The 19,306-nt window shown below is 71.5% G+C and carries 13 protein-coding genes; 9 read left to right on the top strand and 4 right to left on the bottom strand.

What is annotated here, in order from left to right; all coding sequences use genetic code 11:
• The first annotated feature begins 135 nt into the window (after positions 1-135).
• The 3 genes from ACFHW1_RS23610 (at position 136) to hrpA (ending at position 6,342) form a co-directional block, all read left to right on the top strand.
• On the top strand, positions 136-576 hold the full coding sequence (locus tag ACFHW1_RS23610) for a hypothetical protein (RefSeq protein WP_416556716.1): 441 nt from the start codon (positions 136-138) through the stop codon (positions 574-576).
• Between the two features lie 558 nt (positions 577-1,134).
• Positions 1,135-2,301 carry a phosphotransferase gene (locus ACFHW1_RS23605; RefSeq protein WP_416616098.1) on the top strand — a complete coding sequence of 389 codons (1,167 nt, stop codon included), beginning with the start codon at positions 1,135-1,137 and terminating at the stop codon, positions 2,299-2,301.
• A gap of 66 nt (positions 2,302-2,367) precedes the next feature.
• Complete coding sequence (hrpA, locus tag ACFHW1_RS23600; protein WP_416616096.1) at positions 2,368-6,342, top strand: ATP-dependent RNA helicase HrpA; 3,975 nt, start codon at positions 2,368-2,370, stop codon at positions 6,340-6,342.
• A gap of 5 nt (positions 6,343-6,347) precedes the next feature.
• Here hrpA and ACFHW1_RS23595 read toward each other — a convergent pair whose 3' ends face one another.
• Entirely contained in the window at positions 6,348-7,535 is a 1,188-nt protein-coding gene (locus ACFHW1_RS23595) for a hypothetical protein (RefSeq protein ID WP_416616094.1), read from the bottom strand.
• Between the two features lie 203 nt (positions 7,536-7,738).
• Between ACFHW1_RS23595 and ACFHW1_RS23590 the strand changes: the two genes are divergently transcribed.
• The gene (locus tag ACFHW1_RS23590) at positions 7,739-8,290 is read left to right on the top strand and encodes a hypothetical protein (protein WP_416568893.1); all 552 of its coding nucleotides are present in this window, start codon (positions 7,739-7,741) and stop codon (positions 8,288-8,290) included.
• Here the strand turns inward: ACFHW1_RS23590 and ACFHW1_RS23585 are convergent.
• A complete protein-coding gene (locus ACFHW1_RS23585; RefSeq protein WP_416568892.1) occupies positions 8,266-10,623 on the bottom strand; it encodes a putative bifunctional diguanylate cyclase/phosphodiesterase in 2,358 nt (785 codons plus the stop codon). The two genes, ACFHW1_RS23590 and ACFHW1_RS23585, sit on opposite strands and share 25 nt — an antisense overlap.
• A gap of 222 nt (positions 10,624-10,845) precedes the next feature.
• On the opposite strand from ACFHW1_RS23585, the gene ACFHW1_RS23580 reads away from it, so the two are divergent.
• The 3 genes from ACFHW1_RS23580 (at position 10,846) to ACFHW1_RS23570 (ending at position 12,900) form a co-directional block, all read left to right on the top strand.
• Positions 10,846-12,018 carry an acyltransferase family protein gene (locus tag ACFHW1_RS23580; RefSeq protein ID WP_416556722.1) on the top strand — a complete coding sequence of 391 codons (1,173 nt, stop codon included), beginning with the start codon at positions 10,846-10,848 and terminating at the stop codon, positions 12,016-12,018.
• 45 nt (positions 12,019-12,063) lie between these two features.
• Positions 12,064-12,462 (top strand): PaaI family thioesterase, encoded by a 399-nt coding sequence (locus tag ACFHW1_RS23575; protein ID WP_416556723.1) that lies wholly within the window; start codon positions 12,064-12,066, stop codon positions 12,460-12,462.
• Positions 12,463-12,567: 105 nt separating this feature from the next.
• Entirely contained in the window at positions 12,568-12,900 is a 333-nt protein-coding gene (locus ACFHW1_RS23570) for a zinc ribbon domain-containing protein (RefSeq protein WP_416556724.1), read from the top strand.
• Positions 12,901-12,939: 39 nt separating this feature from the next.
• On the opposite strand, the gene ACFHW1_RS23565 is transcribed toward ACFHW1_RS23570, so the two are convergent.
• Positions 12,940-14,559 carry a deoxyguanosinetriphosphate triphosphohydrolase family protein gene (locus ACFHW1_RS23565; RefSeq protein ID WP_416556725.1) on the bottom strand — a complete coding sequence of 540 codons (1,620 nt, stop codon included), beginning with the start codon at positions 14,557-14,559 and terminating at the stop codon, positions 12,940-12,942.
• Positions 14,560-14,775: 216 nt separating this feature from the next.
• Here ACFHW1_RS23565 and ACFHW1_RS23560 point away from each other — a divergent pair, with 216 nt between their 5' ends.
• Entirely contained in the window at positions 14,776-15,462 is a 687-nt protein-coding gene (locus ACFHW1_RS23560) for a GOLPH3/VPS74 family protein (protein ID WP_416556726.1), read from the top strand.
• A gap of 181 nt (positions 15,463-15,643) precedes the next feature.
• The gene (locus ACFHW1_RS23555; protein WP_416568890.1) at positions 15,644-18,052 is read left to right on the top strand and encodes a Tex family protein; all 2,409 of its coding nucleotides are present in this window, start codon (positions 15,644-15,646) and stop codon (positions 18,050-18,052) included.
• A gap of 55 nt (positions 18,053-18,107) precedes the next feature.
• Here the strand turns inward: ACFHW1_RS23555 and ACFHW1_RS23550 are convergent, their stop codons facing one another.
• The gene (locus tag ACFHW1_RS23550; RefSeq protein WP_282230291.1) at positions 18,108-19,226 is read right to left on the bottom strand and encodes a hypothetical protein; all 1,119 of its coding nucleotides are present in this window, start codon (positions 19,224-19,226) and stop codon (positions 18,108-18,110) included.
• Positions 19,227-19,306: the final 80 nt, after the last annotated feature.

Raw genomic sequence — 19,306 nt, 5'->3', positions numbered from 1 at the left:
TAGTGACCCTATTACCGCCACACATCTTCCTGGCCGGGACACGGATAGTCCAGGGTGGAAGTCAGACCCGGAGGGAATGACCGGCAAGCGTTCCCTCCGGGGCACCCGAATCGCACTCTCCACGTAGGGGGAACAGTGCCCAGGAACGATGGAATCGGCGGGACGCCCCGGCTCGCCCGGTACACCTCGATCGGTACGCCACGCAATGTCGACTTGACACCGAACCGGCCTCCGCTGCCGAAGCGAACCCCTGGGCAGATCGACCCGGACCGCGACTGGCCGTTCCAGCTCAACGGCGCTCAGCCACGCTCCGCCGCGCTGGAAGCGGCGATCCGGCAGGCGAACGAGACGGCTCGTACGCATATCCCGAACCGGACCACCGGCGAGTGCCACCGGTGCGGCGGGGTGGTCGCGCCGTGCCGGCCGTCGCTGCGCGCCCTCGCCATCCTGGACCGGTGGGACCCGAGCTCGGCGCGACGGGTCCGAGCGGTGCTGCACCTCTCCGGCCTGATGCCGGCCGGCTATCCGCACGACAACGCAGGCAACGACCAGGGTGACGACGTCAACGACGAGTGACCAGCCCCCGTAGACACCCGGGGTGCTCCGCTCCCCCGCTCGCCGCGACCGGTCCCATGGCGGTCCTCTCCCCAGCCCCCGTCCGGGAGGGTCCGCCACGACGGCCGGTCCAGCGCGGCCGACCGGCCGCGTTCCCTGCCCGGGAGGCACCACCGAATGGGCGGGCGACGGAGCACCCCGGGCCATTCCCGACGTCCGCACGGGATCCTGGCGCATCGATCCGCACGGGATCCTGGCGCATCGATGTGAGGCTGAGATACCTATTCCGCGCCAGATAACGTATCTCAGCCTCACATCGCGGAGCGGCCGGGCGGGGAAGCGGCGGGGGCGGGAAGCGGCGGGGGCGGGAAGCGGCGGGGGCGGGAAGCGGGGAGCGACGGACAGCGCGCGGGGCAGTCGACGGCAGCGCCGTGGCCGGTTAAGCTCACCGGCAGCGCGTCGGGGATCGCGCCGAGACTCGCCGGAAGGCTCGAAGCCACCCCAGGTCCGAGGTTCGAGCGACGGACGCCGGAGCTCTGAATCCGCCCGTGCGAGTCCGGACGCAGAGCGAGGTTTCCCGTGAAGACGCTCCCCGACAATCCGCACCTGGATCACCTGCGGCAACAGGCCAAGGAACTGCTGGCCGGGCTGCGTGACGTCGATCCGACCGCGACCCTGGCCGACGCGCAGGCGGCGCTGGCCGGTCAGTACGGCTTCCATACCTGGCCGGAGCTCAAGGCCGAGGTCGACCGGATGCACGGGCAGGCCGACACCGCCGACCCGTCGCTTGCCCGGGCGGTCGCGGACCGCTTCGACCTGGGCAGCGTCGCCGGCCCGATGCGCTCGCTGGCCCGCCCGGACGACATCGGTCGCCGCTGGTCGATCACCACCGACCGGGGCCGCTTCACCATCCGTACGATGGACACCTGGCTGCCGATCGTCGACGCCGACACCGACGTCGCCCTGCAGCTGGCCGCCGCAGCGGCCGGTGTGCTGCTGCCGACCCCGGTACGCAGCCGCGACGGCGAGGTCGTCGAGTCCGTAGGTGGTCACCGGTGGCGGGCGTACCACCAGCTGCCAGCCGGGCCGCCGCTCGCGGCCCCGGTGAGTGCGGCGGTCGCCGGTGCGGTCGGCGACGTACTCGCCACGCTGCACGGCCTGGCGTTGCCGGTCGACCGGGTCAGCCCGTGGCACGCCAGACGGCTCGGTCCGGCCAGTTGGGCCGGGCTGGCGGCCACCGCGACCGCCCGGCAGGCACCCTGGGCCGGGCTGCTGGCGGCGGCGGTGCCGGCCCTGGAGGACCTGGCGGCGGTCGGCCGCGACGTGCCGGTGCCGGATCCGGTGCTGACCCACAACACGCTCGGGCCGGCGCAGACCCGGCTCGCCCCCGACGGTCGCCTCGTCGTCGTCGGCTGGGAGCACGCCGGTGGCCAGCCGCCGGCATGGGAGGTGGCGAACGCACTGCTGGACTGGGCGGTCGCCCCGCACGGTCGGGTCGACGCCGTCGGTGCGCGGGCGCTGGTCGACGGCTACCGTCGGCGGGCCGGTGGCGTGCCGACACGGTGCCTGGCCGATTTCCGGGGCGCGGCGACCGGTCTGGTCAACTACGTGTACGAGCAGGTCGAGGCGGCGTTGGCGGCGGAGACGACCGAGGATCGGCGGTACGCCGACCGCGGCGTCCGCCACCTGCTGACGCACCTGCCGACCCGTACCACCTTGGAGCGCCTGCTCGACGCGGTGGCCTGAGCCAGGGACGGGTGGCCGGAAACCCAGGCGACCGGGCGAGGGGCGGCGGGTATCGTGGGCAACGCCATGAACCCGCCCTCCGCCGCGCGCTCCGCCCCTGAACTGCTGAAACTCCTCCCCGAGCTGACGCTTCGTGACGAGCGGCGGCTGCGGCGACGCCTCGACGGAGTGCGCAAGGTCCGGGATCCGCAGGCCCGGCAGTCGGCAATCGACGAGATCGCCAGCGCGGTAGCGTCGGCCCGGCAGGCGGTGCAGCGGCGGCGGGACGCGGTGCCGCAGGTCAGCTACCCCGCCGGGCTGCCGGTCAGCGAACGCGCCAGGGACATCGCAGCGGCGATCCGCGACCACCAGGTGGTGATCGTGGCCGGCGAGACCGGCTCGGGCAAGACCACCCAGATCCCGAAGATCTGCCTGGAGCTGGGTCGTGGGGTGCGCGGGCTGATCGGGCACACCCAGCCGCGTCGGCTGGCCGCCCGTACCGTCGCCGACCGGATCGCCGACGAGCTCGGCACCACGCTGGGCGACGTGGTCGGCTACAAGGTCCGGTTCAACGATCAGGTCGGCGGCCAGACCCTGGTGAAGTTGATGACCGACGGGATCCTGCTGGCCGAGCTGCAGCACGACAAGATGCTGCGCCAGTACGACACGTTGATCATCGACGAGGCCCACGAGCGCAGCCTGAACATCGACTTCATCCTCGGCTACCTCAAGCAACTGCTGCCCCGCCGCCCCGACCTGAAAGTGGTCATCACCTCGGCGACGATCGACCCGCAGCGCTTCGCCGACCATTTCAGCGAGCCGGGCCGGCCACCGGTGCCGGTGGTCGAGGTGTCCGGGCGTACCTATCCGGTGGAGGTCCGCTACCGGCCGCTGCTGCGCGAGACCGTCGACCCGGACGACCCCGACGCCACCCCGGGCACCGTGACGCTCGACCAGGTCGACGGGATCGGCGCGGCGGTCGAGGAGCTGGCCGGCGAAGGCCCCGGTGACATCCTGGTCTTCCTCAGCGGCGAGCGGGAGATCCGCGACGCCGCCGACGCGCTGGGCAAGCTGGTCGCCAACCGGCCCCGGCTGCGCGATACGGAGATCCTGCCGCTGTACGCCCGGTTGTCCGCCGCCGAACAACACCGGATCTTCCAGCCGCATCCGGGCCGGCGGGTGGTGCTGGCGACGAATGTCGCCGAGACGTCGCTGACCGTGCCGGGCATCAAATACGTGATCGACCCGGGTACGGCGCGGATCTCCCGCTACAGCAACCGGCTCAAGGTGCAGCGGCTGCCGATCGAACCGGTGTCGCAGGCGTCGGCCAACCAGCGAAAGGGCCGCTGCGGGCGCACCTCCGACGGCATCTGCATCCGGCTGTACGACGAGGCCGACTTCGAGTCGAGACCGGAGTTCACCGATCCGGAAATCCTGCGGACCAACCTGGCCTCGGTGATCCTGCAGATGACGTCGATCGGGCTGGGCGACATCGCCGCGTTCCCGTTCGTCGAGCCGCCGGATCGCCGACAGATCACCGATGGCGTCGCGCTGCTGCACGAGCTGGGCGCGATCGAGCCGCCCGCGCCGGGCCTGCCGCCCCGGTTGACCCAGGTGGGCCGACGGCTGGCGCAGCTGCCGGTGGATCCCCGGCTGGGCCGGATGGTGCTCGCGGCCGAGGGCAACGGCTGCGTCGACGAGGTCGCGGTGATCGCCGCCGCGCTGTCCATCCAGGACCCCCGGGAGCGGCCGGCGGAGCAGAAACCCCAGGCCGACCAGGCACACGCCCGGTTCGCCGATCCCGAGTCCGACTTCGTCGCGCTGCTCAACCTGTGGCGCTACCTGCGGGAGCAGCAGCGGGAGCGGTCCGGCAGCGCGTTCCGGCGGATGTGCCGGGCCGAGTTCCTCAACTACCTGCGGGTACGGGAGTGGCAGGACATCCACAGCCAGATCCGGCAGGTGCTGCGCGGGATGAACGTACCGGTCGACCGGGGCGGTGAGCCGGCCGCGCCGACCGCCGTACACCAGTCGCTGCTGGCCGGCCTGCTGTCGCACGTCGGGGTGAAGGATCCGGCCAAGCCGGAGTACCTGGGTGCCCGGGGAGCCAAGTTCGCGGTCTTCCCCGGCTCGGCGCTGGCCCGCCGACCGCCCCGTTGGGTGATGGCCGCCGAGCTGGTCGAGACGTCCCGGCTGTGGGCCCGTACGGTCGCCAGGATCGAACCCGGGTGGGTCGAGGCGCTCGCCGGTCACCTGGTGAAACGCTCGTACAGCGAGCCGCACTGGGAGAAGAAGCAGGCGGCGGTGATGGCCTATGAGAAGGTCACTCTGTACGGCGTACCGCTGGTCGCCGGACGTAAGGTGACCTTCGGCCGGGTCGATCCGGCGCTGAGCCGGGAGCTGTTCATCCGGCACGCCCTCGTCGAGGGCGACTGGCACACCCCGCACCGGTTCTTCCACGACAACCGGGCGTTGCTCGACGAGGTCGGCGAGCTGGAGGAACGGGTCCGCCGCCGGGACATCGTGGTCGACGACGAGACCCTGTTCGAGTTCTACGACCAACGGCTTCCGGCCGAAGTGGTCTCCGGCCGGCACTTCGACAGTTGGTGGAAGAAGGCCCGCCGGGACCGGCCCGACCTGCTCACCTTCGACCGGGACATGCTGGTCAACCAGGGCAAGGGCCGCATCGACCCGGCGGACTTCCCGGACGAGTGGCACTCCGACGGGGTGGCGCTGCCGCTGACGTACCGCTTCGAGCCCGGTACCGGGACCGACGGGGTGACCGTCGACGTGCCGTTGGCGATGCTCAACCAGGTGCCGGACGACAGTTTCGACTGGCACGTGCCCGGGTTGCGGGAGGAGCTGGTGGTGGCCCTGATCCGGTCGCTACCGAAGCAGCTGCGCCGCAACTTCGTGCCGGTGCCCGACTTCGCCCGCGCGGTGCTGGCCGCCATCAAGCCCGGCGCCGAGCCGCTGCTGGACGCGCTCGGCCGGGAACTGCGGCGGCTGACCGGCGTCGTGGTGCCGCACGACGCCTGGGACCTGACAAAGGTGCCGCCGCACCTGCGGGTCACCTTCCGGGTGGTCGACGAGAACGACAAGCCGCTGGCCGAGGGGAAGGACCTGGCCACGCTGCGCCGCGAGCTGACCACCGAGGTACGCAAGGTGGTGGCGGCCGCCGCGCCGGACGTGGAGCGGCGCGGGCTGCGCGAGTGGACCATCGGCACGCTGCCGCGCAGTGTCGAGCAGGACCGGGTCGGCTACCGGATCACCGCGTACCCGGGTCTGGTCGACGAGGGTGCCAGCGTCGCGGTCCGGGTGTTCGACAGCGCCGCCGTGCGGGACCGGTCGATGTGGGCCGGCACCCGGCGGCTGCTGCTGCTCACCCTGCCGTCGCCGGCGAAGTTCGTCTCCGGCCGGTTGTCCAACCAGGACAAGCTGGCATTGAGCCGCAACCCGTACCGCAACGTCGTCGAGCTGCTGGACGACTGCGCCGGGGCGGCGGCGGACCTGCTGATGACGCAGGCGGGCGGGCCGGCCTGGGACGCCGAAGGCTTCGTCGCGCTACGCGAGCAGGTCCGCGCCGGGCTGGTCGACGTCACGGTCGAGATCGTTTCCCGGGTACGCCAGGTGCTGGCGGCGGCGTACGCGGTGCAGCAACGGCTCGGCCGTACCACCGATCTCGCGCTGGTGGCCGCGCTCACCGACGTCCGCGAGCAGCTCGCCGCCCTGGTCTATCCGGGGTTCGTGACCGCCACCGGGTACGCCCGGCTGGCGGACCTGCCGCGCTATCTGACCGCGATCGAACGCCGGTTGGAAAAGCTGCCGCAGAATCCGCGCCGGGACCGCGACCAGCAGGCCAGGATCGACACGGTACGCCGGGAGTACCAGCAGATGCTCGACGGGTTGCCGCCGGCCCGGCACAACACCGAAGCCGCCCGGCGGATCCGCTGGATGATCGAGGAGCTGCGGGTCAACGTGTTCGCGCAGGCGTTGGGTACCCCGTACCCGGTGTCGGAACAGCGGATCTACCGGGTGATGGACGAGGCCGAGCAGGCCGAGTGAGTCAATCAGTTCCGTTGCAGGGTGAGCACAGACAGCCCGGCGACGGCGTCGATGTCGTACCGGTCGGTCGCGCCCGCCCAACCCTGGCCGGTGAAGACCGCACCGGGGGCGATGCCGTCGTGGCTGCGGGTGTCGATGGTGGCACTGGCCGCCCCGGACCCGAACCGGACCTGGGCCGGCGGCCCGTCCGGGGCGTTGATCACGAACTGGTTGGCACCGCCGGTCATCCGCACCGGCAGGGTGCCGTCCGGCGCGGGCAGGGACAGCTCGATGCGGGCCGCCCCGCCGACGATGTCCACTCCGCTCAGTTCAGCATCGGTCAGGTCGATCGAGTGTTCCGCGACGCCGCCGGTGAGCCGCAACTGCCAGCGCACCGACGAGTGCAGCTCGATGTCGACGACACCGGGCCCGGGCTGGTCGTTCGGCACCAGGTGCAGCTTGATCCGGTCGCCGTCGGCGATCACCCGTGGTTGCACGTCGGCGTCGATCGGGGTTCGGATCCGGTACAGGTCGTCGCCGAGGTCGGCGGCCCGGATGCTGACCGTCGTGGTACCGCTGACCAGGTTGAATTCGGCCTGCTGTAGTTCGCCGAGCGGGCCGGTCACCAGGCGTTCGGTGGCGGGCTCCGGGGCGACGGTGGCCGGGTCGACCGCATCGGAGCCGGCGGTTGGCGACGGGGAGTCGGCGGCCGGCGACGGGGAATCGGCGGTTGGCGACGGGGAATCGGCGGTTGGCGACGGGGAATCGGCGGCCGGCAACGGGGAATCGGCGGCGACGGTGTCCGAGGCGGTCCGCAGCGTGTCAACGACGCCGGCCCCGACCAACGCGGCGACGAGGAACAGCGCCACCAGCCCGGTGACGACCATCGCTAGTCGGCGCGGACCGCGACCGGTCGGCACGGACATGTCTGGTTCCGAGTCGAAGGACGGTACCGCCGGAGTGACCGGTTCCGGTCGGTCCAGTTCCCGGGCCAGCCACGGTGGCGGCGGCACCAGGCGCGGCGGCACGGTCACCGGCTCGTCGAGGTCGAGGCGCTGCGGGTTGTTGGCCGGTTCAGGTGGATACCCGGCCGTGGGACCATGCCAGGCAGGATCGGGTCGCCGCATCGGATTGGGTTCCCGTGCCGGCGCTGGACCCTGCACCTCGCCGAGTTCGATCGCGGCTGGTTCGCCCCCCTGTGCCGGTCGCTGCATGACTGCCCCTCCTCGGCGTTCGCGGGCGCGGCGCACCGTTGTGCCCGTACAGCAGTACGCAGCCGGACGTTGCGCGGATCGATGCCGGTGCCGGAAAGTTCCGGCCGCCGGCCGCAACCTGACCTTGGGCTCAGCGGTCACTCATACTCGGTGGCAGGGCTCGCGTCCACCCCCGCCTACCGGCGCGGGCCCGGAGGACAGTGATGCGCATTCAGGTCGAAACGAGCATCCCACCCGAATTGTCCGAACCAACCTGGCAGTTGTACACCACGGCGTTCGACGAACTCCGGGTCACCGCGGTCCAACGGCACGTGATGTACCGGGTCGAGTTCGACCAGGTGCTGAGCGACACCCGGGTGCTGAAGTATCTGGGGCGCGACGACCGGTCCCCCGATCTGCTGACCGCGCTCGCCACCTTCACCAACGAGCTGGAGTCCATGCCGCTGATCTCCCCGGACTACTTCGCCCACCGCTGGCCGGACCTGTACGCGCAACGCCGGATCTGGTACATCGGCTTCTTCGCCGTCCATCCGCGGTACCGAGGCAGCGGCATCTTCGAATCGGTGATCGCCGACATGTGGCAACGCGTGCAGGACAGCGACGGGGTCGCGGCGTTGGACATCTGCCGCCGCAACGACCAGATCGGGCTCGGCCGGGCCATCCATCAGACCTTGGGGACGTTGACCGAGGGAGCGCGGGCGACCCGGCTGGACGAGCAGACGTTCTGGCTCTACGAGTTGCCGCCGCGCCCCTGAACCTGTCCGGCAGCCGGCACCACTGGCCCGTCCACCGGGTCGGCGGGTCGGTCTGCCCACCGTCGGGCGAACTCAGCCGGGCCGACCGGCTCTCCCCAGAGCCTGCCCTGCCCGAACAGCACGCCGAGGACGGCCAGCACGCCCTGCTGCAGCGGGGTCTCCACCCCCTCGGCGACCACGGTCAGGTGCAGGGCGCTGCTCATCGCCACCACCGCCCTGACAATCTCCTCATCCTTGGCGCTCTGGCCGAGGCCGGCGACGAACGCCCGGTCCACCTTGACCCCGGTGACCGGATGCTTGCGTAGATAGCCCAACGCGGAGAACCCTGTGCCGAAGTCGTCGACGACGACCCGAATTCCCCGCTGCCGCAGGTCAGCCAGCACCTGGCCGGTCGCGCTGGTCGGGTCGATCATCACCGACTCGGTGATCTCCAGGACGACGGCGGAGGCCGGCACCCGGTGACGGTCGAGCGCATCGTCCAACGCCCGGATCAGACCCGGGTCACGCAACTGGCGGGGCGACACGTTGACCGACATCCAGAAATCTGCCGTCACCGTGCCGTCCGCCCGCCACTGCGCCAGTTGCCGCAACGACCGGTCGAGCACCCAGCGTCCGATCGGGCCAATCAGCCCGGTGTCCTCGGCGATCGGGATGAACACCGCCGGTGAGATGCTGCCCCGGCCCGGATGTTCCCAGCGCAGCAGTGCCTCGGCGCCGATCAGGCTGCCGCTTTCCAGGTCGACGATCGGTTGAAAGGCGATGCGCAGATCGTCCTCGCTGAGGGCGATCCGCAGGGCCTGTTCGATCTCCACCCGCTCGCGGACCCGCTCGTGCATCGACGCGTCGAACATCACCCAGCGGCCGCGGCCGTCGGCCTTCGCCTGGTACATGGCCGTGTCGGCGTCGCGCAGCAACGCGTCGGCGGTCACCGGCGGATCGTTGCCCGCGCCATCGTCGTCTAGGTGGGTCCCGGCGATCCCGACCGAGACGGTGATCACCGCCTCGACCTGCCTGATCCGCAGCGGTTCGTGCACACAGTCGATGATCCGGTCGGCCAGCGCCACGGCCTGCGCGCGGCTGCCCAACTGGACCACGACGAACTCGTCCCCACCGACCCGGGCGACCGTCGCCGCGGCCGGCAGCGCCGCCCGCAGGCGGGCCGCCATCTGCGCGATCAGCTGGTCGCCAGCGTGGTGCCCCCACGAGTCGTTGACCAGCTTGAAGCCATCGAGGTCGAGGAAGAACACCCAGACCCCGGCATCCGCTGGCCGACCGATGGTGAGCAGCCGGCGCACCTCGGCGGCGAGCATCAACCGGTTCGGCAGGCCGGTCAGCGGGTCGTGGGTGGCGCGGTGTTCGTAGCGCCGTTGCGCGGCGGCGTACCCCTGGACGGCGGAGACCGCCCGCATCATCAGCAGCACTACCATGGCGGCGCCGCCCACGCCGAGTGCCAGCCGGTCGGCTGTCGACCGGCCAGAGACGAAGACGGTGAGCACGAACGGCGCGGCCAGCGCCGGGCCGATCAGCAGCAGCCGCTGCCAGGACCAGGCCTGCACCGGCAGTCGGGCCGCCTGGCCGAGGTCGACCACGGAGGGGTGCAGGGCGGCGGCGCCGATCAGCAGGAAGCCGAGCATGAAGGGCAGATCCAGCAGCCGGGATCCGGTGAGCTGACCGGAGACTCCGATGATGGCGTACAGCACGTCGCCGACCACCAGCAGACTCATGGAGGCGACCAGTAGCAGGTAGCTCGGCCGCCGTACGGCGGTGGTGAAGGCCAGGCTGACCAGCAGCAGGATCAGGATCACGTCGAAGATCGGATACAGCGCGGCGAGCGCCGAGACCAGGGCCGGCCGGTCGGTGATGCTGCCCGCCGGCACCGCCAGCAGCAGTACGGAGCACAGCGCCGCGCCGATGAAGACGATCAGACCGTCGATCACCGCGTGTGACGGCAGCCGGCCCCGGGTGCGCAGCAGCCCGGCCAGGCCGAGCAGCATGAACAGGTAGCCCGGCACGGTGGCGGCGTCGGCGGTCAATGCGTACGGCCCGTCCTGCTCGACCGCCCACGGCCGGGCCAGCGCCCCGGTGAGGAAGCACACGCAGGCGACGGCGAGCAGCCGCCAGGCCCAGCGGGGCTGGGCTCGGTGCCAACGAGGGCCCAGGGTCACGGCGAGCGCGCCACCGACCCCGGCGACGGTGAAGGCCGGTCCGGCGATCATCGGCGTGTCGAACGCCGCGTAGAGCGCGGCGGCGACAACGCCGAAGGCCAGGAACACCAGTGCCGGCAACGACGACGACAAGGCCCGTCCCGTCCCCGGCGCTGCGGGTCGCGTCACGATGGCCCCTGCGCACATGTCATTCACCGGCTGATTCGTCGAACAGGCCGACACCATACCAAGGTGACGGGGCGGTCAGCCTGGTCAGGCCGGGCCACCACGGCGGGGCCGATCGGTCGCGGCTGATGGCCGCTGCCACACCGCCAACCAATCGTCCGCTTGGCATACGCACGGGTGGATATCGCCGGTTTGACGTGCGAAGTCGGTGGATATGTTGGCCCGGTGCCTGCCACCCCTCCCTCGCCGGGCCGGCTGCCGTCGCTGACCGGGCTGCGGTTCGCCGCAGCGCTGCTGGTCTTCGGCGTGCACGCCTACTCGTTCATCCCGTTGGCTGACCCGCCGGCCGACCAGGTCGCCGGCATCCTGTTCAACGGCGGTGACCTGGGCGTCTCGTTCTTCTTTGTGCTGTCCGGCTTCGTACTCACCTGGTCGGTCCGCCCCGGCTACCGGCCGGGCCGGTTCTGGTGGGGACGCCTGGCGCGCGTCTACCCGGCGCATCTGGTCGCCCTGGTGCCGGCCGTCGTCGGCCTGATGCTGACGGCACGACTGCCGGACATCTGGCCGCGGCTGCTGGCCTTCTCGGCACCGCTGGTCCAGGCCTGGCATCCGTCGGACGTGTACTACCTGGGGATCAACCCGGTCACTTGGTCGCTCTCCTGCGAAATGGCGTTCTACCTGGCGTTCCCCCTGCTGTACGCGGGACTGCGCCGGCTCGGCACGACGGCGTTGCGGGCCACCGCCGTCGCCCTGCCGGCCGCCGTCTGGCTGATGCCGGTGGTGGCCGACCTGCTGATCGCGGCGGAACACCGCCGCTGGTTCGTCTACATCTTCCCGCCGGTACGGATGTTGGAGTTCCTGCTCGGCATCGTGCTGGCGCTGCTGGTGCGGCGGAGCGCCTGGCGAGGTCCGGGACTGCCGGTGGCCACTGCCCTGTGGGTGGCGAACTATCTCGCCGTCGAGTGGCTGCCGGCGCAGGCCCGCGACACCGCGGCGACGATCGTGACGATCGGTCTGCTGGTCCCGGCGGCGGCACTGGCCGACCTGCACGGCCGGCGGTCCTGGTGGCGGCACCGGGTCGCGGTCCATCTGGGCGAGGTGTCGTACGCGTTCTTCCTGCTCCATCTCGTGGTGATCGTGACCGTGATGCACCTCGTCGGCCGGGACCGGGAGTGGACCGCCTGGCAGGCGGTCGGGTTGACGCTGGCGTTCCTGGTCGGGTCCTACCTGTTGGCGGTGCCGCTGCACCGGTGGGTTGAGCTGCCGGCGATGCGTCGACTCAGGCCGACTCCGCCGGCAACTCCGCCCGGGCTCCGGGCCGGACCGCCGCCCGGACCGCAGGAGCGGGACCGGCGGCAGACCGGATCGGATCCCCGGCGGGACGCTCTCACCGGTTGACTACGCTCGCCGACGGGGCGGCACCGCACGCCGATGGGAGGCACCATGGACAGGCCAGTGGGTGGGTTCGACGCACAGCTCGGCGTTCGGGCCGAAGAGATCTCCGCGGAGCGGGTGGAGCTGCGGCTGCCGGTGACCCCGGCGCTGCACCAGCTGTTCGGGATCGTGCACGGCGGGGTGTACTGCGCGCTGGTGGAGAGCGCGGCGAGCATCGGCGCGGCGACCTGGCTCGGTGACGAGGGCCGAGTGGTGGGGGTGGCCAACCAGACCGACTTCCTGAAGGCGGTCTCCGGCGGGGAACTGATCGCCGTCGGCACGCCGGTCCACCGCGGCTACAGCCAGCAACTGTGGCAGGTCCAGATCACCGACGGTGACGATCAGCTGATCGCCCGGGGTCAGGTGCGGCTGCAGAACCTCCGGCCGGGAGGCGGCCGCCGCTCCTGACATCGCCCGCTGCCCGCCCAGCCACGACAGCCCGCCCATTGGTCCGGTGATCCGGCGAACCGGACACCTCTCCGGCCCGTACACACTGGCAGGAGGCGATGAGACATGGGCATCATGGTAAACCCTGCACGCCGTGACACGACCGGTTCCGACCTCTACATCCTGCGCGGTCTGCTGTGGTGCGGCGACCGCCTGTTGATTCCGGCCAGCACCGACGACGGCACCCGCCACTACGCCTGCCCCGACACGGAATGTGACCGTTCCCTGATCAACGCCGAGGAGATCGAACAGCAGGTGTGGCAGCGGTACGTACAGTTGAACGCCGACGCCGCCGACGTGGTCAGTCGCGACCAGCGGCGGGCGGCGCTGGTCGGCGTCCTGGCCCGGATCACCGTCGGCACCAGCCTGGTGGGGCTGGACTACGGCTGGCGGGACTGACCGCAGCCTGGACCGCCACTCGCTACCGGGACGGGCCGGTCACAGCACGAACGCATCGGTCCACAGCTGCCCGGACCGGCCGGTCAACGCGCCCAGCAACGCGACCGCCTGGCCGTCGGTGAGTGAGGCGACGTAGTCGATGATCGCCCGGCCCTGAGCGGCGGCGGCCAGGCCGTCCACCCGACTGCGGCCCGGGGCACCGGTCAGGCCGTCGCGCGGGGCACCGCCCGCCCCGGACGGGGTGTCGCTGCCGACGGTCGCAGCCAGCTCGGCCTCGGCCAGCTCGACCAGGTCGTGCAGCCGGCGGGGCAGCCGCCCCTGCTCGTCCGGGTCGGTCACCCAGGCGTGCAGCGCGTCGACCAGGGTGGCCAGCAGATCGGCCTGACCACGCTGGTGCAGCGCCAGGTCCGGCCGGGCGAGGACGAACCGGTGGTGCACGAACTTGAGCACCTGCACCTCGTGCCACTGGGCGGTGGCCAGCAGCACGTGGCCGGAGCGTACCGGCGGGTCGGCGGTGACGCCGATCGCGCCGACCAGTCGCCGGGTCCACCGCGCGGAGAACGTGCTGATGCTCTCCTCCGCTTCGATCGACCCGTCGAACGGCACCATCAGCAGGCCGTCCACCAGCTCCTGACGGACGTGTTCGACGGCGGCGGCGAACGCCTCGTCGGAGGCGATCCAGCTGTCCTTGCGGTGCAGCTGGCGGCGGAGCCGCTCGATGGACCGGCCGGGGCGGTGCGCGCTGGCGGCGATCTCCGCGTCGGTGAGCTCCCGCAGCTCGGCGGCGGAGCGCTGCCAGGTGACGAGTTCACCGGCGACCGGGCCCTGCTGCAGTACGCCGACCCGGTGGAAGTCCTCCACGTCGTGGATGGCGTACGCGATGTCGTCGGCGGTATCCATTATCGACGCTTCGACGGTCTGTTGCCACGGCTCGATCACCCCGGCGAACGGCGCGCGGGCCTGCCGCAGGTCGGCCGCCTCGGTGGTGTAGGCGCCGAACTTGACCGACCCCACCGCCGGATCGTCGGGCGCGACCGCGGCACCACGGGGCGCCGGACGCAGCAGGCTCGGATGCGGCTGCGGATAGGTGCGCCGGGTCCACGGGTACTTGAGCATCGCGGCCCGCACCGCTGCGGTCAGGTCCAGACCGACGGCCGCCTCGCCCCGGATCTCGGTGCTGGTCACGATCCGGTAGGACTGGGCGTTTCCCTCGAACCCGTCCGGCAGACCGAGCCGGTGCCGGGCCACCCGGTCCAGCACCCGTTCACCGAGGTGCCCGAACGGTGGGTGGCCCAGGTCGTGGGCAAGCGCCGCCGCCTCGACCACGTCCGGATCGCAGCCGCCGAGTTCGTCGAGCAGGGTCCGGTGCCGTTCGTCGGCCGTCAGCCGCTCGGCGACGGCCCGGCCCACCTGGGCCACCTTGAGGCTGTGGGTGAGCCGGTTGTGCACCAGCAGGCCGGAGCCGCCCGGGCTGATCACCTGGGTCACGCCGCCGAGCCGGGCGAAGAACGGTGAGGAGACGATCCGGTCCCGGTCGGCCCGGAACGGACTCGCCGCCAGATCGCTGGCGGCGGCGGCCCGTCGGCCGGACAGGCGGCGGGCACGGAGGTCCCCGGCCGGCGGGGTGGCCGACCGGACTGCTGCTGGTGCCAGGTCCACCAGCAGACGCTAACCCGGCGCCGGTGCGATACCTGGTCCGGGGTGGCATTTCGGCGCTGTCGAAGGAACATTTACCGGTTTCCAACAAAGGAATGGCTTGAGCTGATTGGTCCGGCGTCGTAAGGTTCCGCTTCAGCAAGGTCATCCGTCCTTGCCGGGCCGTTCCCGCGGCCCTGCTCGGCTCGCGCACCAGAAACCGCCGCAGGGGACGACTCGATGCGCCGTGCTCGAACTCCGACGGAGTTGACGCTGACCGAGGAGTTCTTCCTGGTTGCGCTCGACGACAGCACCGGCCGGCCGATGGCCGGCCGGGATCTGCTCGGTGCCGGGCTCGCCGGCGCCGCGATCGCCACGCTGATCCTCGCCGGTCGTGCCGAGGTCCGCGACGACCTGCTGGTGCCGGTTGACGGGCAGCCGCTCGGTGACCCGGTCGCCGACCCGCTGCTGGCCGAACTGCGGCTGGAACAACGCCAACCGGTGCCGGACTGGATCGCCCTGATGCGACCAGGGCTGCCCGGGGTGGTCGCTGAGGATCTGGAGACCCTCGGCGTGCTGCGCACCGAACAGGTCCGCCATCCGGTGACCCGCCGGATGACGACCCGGTTCCCGGCGATGGATCCGGTCCGCGCGGTCGGCCCCCGGGTCCGGCTCGGCCACGCCCTCGGCCGGGTCGTCGCGGTCGACGCCCGGACCGCCGCGCTCGCCCAGATCGTCCGCGCCACCGGCACCGAAGGCTGGTTCGTGACCATGTACGGGGCGACGGTACGGCGGCAGCTGGCGGCCACCGCGAGCCGGCTCGACCCGCAGCTGGCGGTGGTGGTCGACGCGATCAACCACCCGGCGCCACGGTCCCGGCTGCCGGTGCGGCTGTGGCCGCAGCGGGACACGTCGATCGCCTGGTGACCTGCGCCGTCGACCGGGTCGCGTGGTGGCGCGACACCGACCGCCGGTAGCCGGCAGAATGCTCCCCGGACCACCCACCGTGGTCCCCGGCACCGGCCGCAGGACGGGTGCCGGCCACAGGCATCGGGCCGGGCGGGAGCACCCCCGCCCGGCAGCCGGGAGTTGGAGCGGGGCACGCGACGTGACCACAGCGATTGATCAGCGGATCGCCGAAGAACTGGGAGTACGGGCCGGGCAGGTGGCGTCCGCCGTCGAACTGCTCGACGGCGGCGCGACGGTGCCGTTCATCGCCCGGTACCGCAAGGAAGCCACCGGGATGCTCGACGACGCGCAGCTGCGTACCTTGGAGGAACGGCTGCGCTACCTGCGCGAGCTCGACGAGCGCCGCGACGCGATTCTGGAGTCGATCCGCAGCCAGGGCAAGCTCGACGAGGCGCTGACCGCGCAGATCATGGCGGCCGACTCGAAGGCCCGGCTGGAGGACATCTACCTGCCGTACAAGCCGAAGCGGCGAACCAAGGCGCAGATCGCCCGCGAGGCAGGCCTGGAGCCGCTCGCGGATCTGCTGCTCGGCGATCCGGGTCAGGACCCGCGGACCGCGGCCGCCGGCTACGTCGACGCAGACAAAGGTGTGGCTGACGCGGCGGCGGCGCTCGACGGCGCGCGGGCGATCCTGGTGGAACGCTTCGCCGAGGACGCCGACCTGATCGGTGGGCTGCGGGAGCGGATGTGGTCGCGGGGCCGGCTCACCTCCCGGGTACGCGAGGGCCGGCAGACCGAGGGGGCCAAGTTCGCCGACTACTTCGACTTCGCCGAGCCGTTCACCAGGCTGCCGTCGCACCGCGTGCTGGCCATGTTCCGGGGGGAGAAGGAACAGGTCCTCGACCTGACCATGGAGCCGGAGGAGGTGCCGGCCGACGCCGTCGCCGGGCCGAGCAGCTACGAACCGATCATCGCCGGCCGGTTCGGCATCAGCGACCAGGGCCGGCCGGCGGACAAGTGGCTGGCCGACACCGTCCGCTGGGCGTGGCGTACCCGGATCCTGATCCACCTCGGCGCCGACCTGCGGATGCGGTTGTGGCAGGCGGCCGAGGACGAGGCGGTCCGGGTGTTCGCCGCCAACCTGCGGGACCTGCTGCTGGCCGCGCCGGCCGGCAGCCGGGCCACGATGGGTCTGGACCCGGGCGTACGCACCGGGGTGAAGGTGGCCGTGGTCGACGCAACCGGCAAGGTGGTGGCCACCGAGACGGTTTACCCGCACGAGCCGCGCCGGCAGTGGGACGCCTCCATCGACACGCTGGCGAAGTTGGCCGCCGCGCACCGGGTGGACCTGGTGGCGATCGGCAACGGCACCGCGTCGCGGGAGACCGACAAGCTGGTCGCCGACCTGATGGCCCGGAACCCCGGGTTGAAGCTGACCAAGGTGATGGTCTCCGAGGCCGGCGCGTCGGTCTACTCGGCTTCGGCGTACGCCTCTCAGGAGCTGCCGGACCTCGACGTGTCGCTGCGCGGCGCGGTCTCCATCGCCCGCCGGTTGCAGGACCCGCTCGCCGAGCTGGTCAAGATCGACCCTCGGTCGATCGGCGTCGGGCAGTACCAGCACGACATCTCCGAGACGAAGCTGTCCCGCTCGCTCGACGCCGTGGTCGAGGACTGCGTCAACGGGGTCGGGGTGGACGTGAATACCGCGTCGGCGCCGCTGCTGACCCGGGTCTCCGGCATCGGTGCCGGGTTGGCCGAGAACATCGTGCTGCACCGCGACACGCACGGGCCGTTCCGGTCCCGGGAGGCGTTGCGAACGGTGGCCCGGCTGGGGCCGAAGGCGTTCGAACAGTGCGCCGGCTTCCTGCGCATCCGCGACGGTGACGACCCGCTCGACTCGTCCAGTGTGCACCCTGAGGCGTACCCGGTGGTCCGTCGGATCCTCGCCGACACCGGTAGTGACCTGCGGACGCTGATCGGCGACACGAAGACGTTGCGCCGAATCCGGCCGGAGAAGTTCGTCGACGCCGTGTTCGGTCTGCCGACGGTCACCGACATCCTCGCCGAGTTGGAGAAGCCGGGCCGCGACCCGCGTCCGGCGTTCCGTACCGCCACCTTCGCTGACGGTGTGGAGACCCTGGCCGACCTGCGGCCCGGCATGGTGCTGGAGGGCGTGGTGACCAACGTGGCCGCGTTCGGCGCGTTCGTCGACGTCGGGGTGCACCAGGACGGTCTGGTGCACGTGTCGGCGATGTCGAAGACGTTCGTCAAGGATCCGCGCGACGTGGCCAAGCCCGGTGACATCGTCCGGGTGAAGGTGCTCGATGTGGACGTCGCCCGCAAACGGATCTCGTTGACGCTCCGGCTGGACGACGAGCCGGGTGCCGGCCGCGCACCGGGTCAGCGCGACGGCGCGGACGGCAGCCGGGGCGGCGGCCCCGGCCGGGGTGGGCAGCCCCGGCAGCAGGGCCGGGACGGCAAAGGCGGCCGAAGCGGCCAGGTCGGCAAGGACGGCCGGGGCGGCAGAGGCGGCAGGGACAGCCAGCGCGGCGGAGGCCAGCCCGAGGGTGCGCTCGCCGACGCGCTGCGCCGGGCGGGTCTGGCCTGACCGGTCGGTCTGCACGCGAGGGGTCGGGACGGTTGCCGTCCCGACCCCTCACCGGTCAGGTGCTCGACGAATAGGTGAGGAAGAAGTTGTTCGGTGCCTGCGAACCTCCGGCGTTGAAGCAGATCACGTTGCGAACCAGCGCCGTGTTGGCGGACAGCACCCACGGTGTCTGCAGGTTGCAGTAGTCCGGGCTGGTGCCGAGCGCGGTGACCTGCACGGTGCTCGCCGGAACACCCACCGACGGCAGTGTCACCAGGTACTGCCCGACGCCGGAGACCGCGATGCTGTTGGCCCCACCGGCGGAGTTGAAGTTGGTCGACCCGCCGAAGGGCGAACTCAGCAGGTAGGCGAACCGGGTCGGCGGCACCGAGCCGAAGATCGGCCGCTCCCGGTGGTAGGTCAGGTTGAAGTAGCTGTCGATGAACGACCCGGCTGGGTCGAAGCAGAACACGTACGCCAGGATCGCGCCGCCGCTGGGGGACCACTGGGCGATCTTGCACCGCCGCGGACCGAACGGGTGCTCGGCGGTGGCCTGCAGGTTGCCGTCCAGCAGGGCGGTGCCGAGTCCGTTGAGCTTCACCTCGTAGAAGCCGGTGCCGAGCTGGGTGACCGTGTTGCCGGCACCCATCGAGTTGTAGGACGACAGCATCGCCCCGACCGGGTTCGCCCTGACGTAGCCGAACGCGTCCGACCCCGGCGGCAGCATCCCGGAGGCGGAGGTGTAGTCGACGACGAACCGGGCGTTGTCCGGTACGCCACCGGGCCGGTAGCACTGCACGATCACCATGTGGTCAGGTCCGGCGGGGGCGTTCGAGACCACCTGGCACCATCGTGGTGCGTTGTCGACCGTGGTGACGTGAACGACACCGTTGGGTGAGGCGGCCAGCGGGAACCGCACCTGGTAGCGCCCGACACCGACCTGGTCGACGGTCGCCCAGAGCGCGGGTGCGGTGGCCTTCCAGCTGCCCCACTGCCGGGTGGTGTCGAGGATGGTGCCGGGTGCCGGGGTCGGCGTGTGCAGGTAGGCGAAACCCCAGCGGTCAGCGACGGCTGCCTGAGCCGGCGCGGCGGCTCCGACCACGGCGGCGGTGGCGGTCAGTAGCCCGGTGGCGAGCAGGGCGATGCCACGGCGGACCAAGCCGCGGCCGTTGTTGGATCCAGTGCGGACAGACACCGGTCCACCTCCATTCACGAGGAGCGATATCCAGTCAGCCTAATGAATACACCACGTGCCCGTACAGTTATTGACCGTGA

Origin of the sequence: Micromonospora sp. LOL_014 (genome assembly GCF_048060245.1) — a bacterium.
Taxonomy (GTDB): domain Bacteria; phylum Actinomycetota; class Actinomycetes; order Mycobacteriales; family Micromonosporaceae; genus Micromonospora_E.
The sequence above is the reverse complement of the archived record's forward strand: the minus strand, read 5'-3'. Positions and strand labels throughout refer to the sequence as shown.

Coding starts and splice junctions, on each gene's coding strand:
- hrpA (WP_416616096.1), top strand. CDS start 2,368: ATGAACCCGCCCTCCGCCGCGCGCTCCGCCCCTGAACTGCTGAAACTC.
- ACFHW1_RS23595 (WP_416616094.1), bottom strand. CDS start 7,535: ATGCAGCGACCGGCACAGGGGGGCGAACCAGCCGCGATCGAACTCGGC.
- ACFHW1_RS23590 (WP_416568893.1), top strand. CDS start 7,739: ATGCGCATTCAGGTCGAAACGAGCATCCCACCCGAATTGTCCGAACCA.
- ACFHW1_RS23575 (WP_416556723.1), top strand. CDS start 12,064: ATGGACAGGCCAGTGGGTGGGTTCGACGCACAGCTCGGCGTTCGGGCC.
- ACFHW1_RS23570 (WP_416556724.1), top strand. CDS start 12,568: ATGGGCATCATGGTAAACCCTGCACGCCGTGACACGACCGGTTCCGAC.
- ACFHW1_RS23560 (WP_416556726.1), top strand. CDS start 14,776: ATGCGCCGTGCTCGAACTCCGACGGAGTTGACGCTGACCGAGGAGTTC.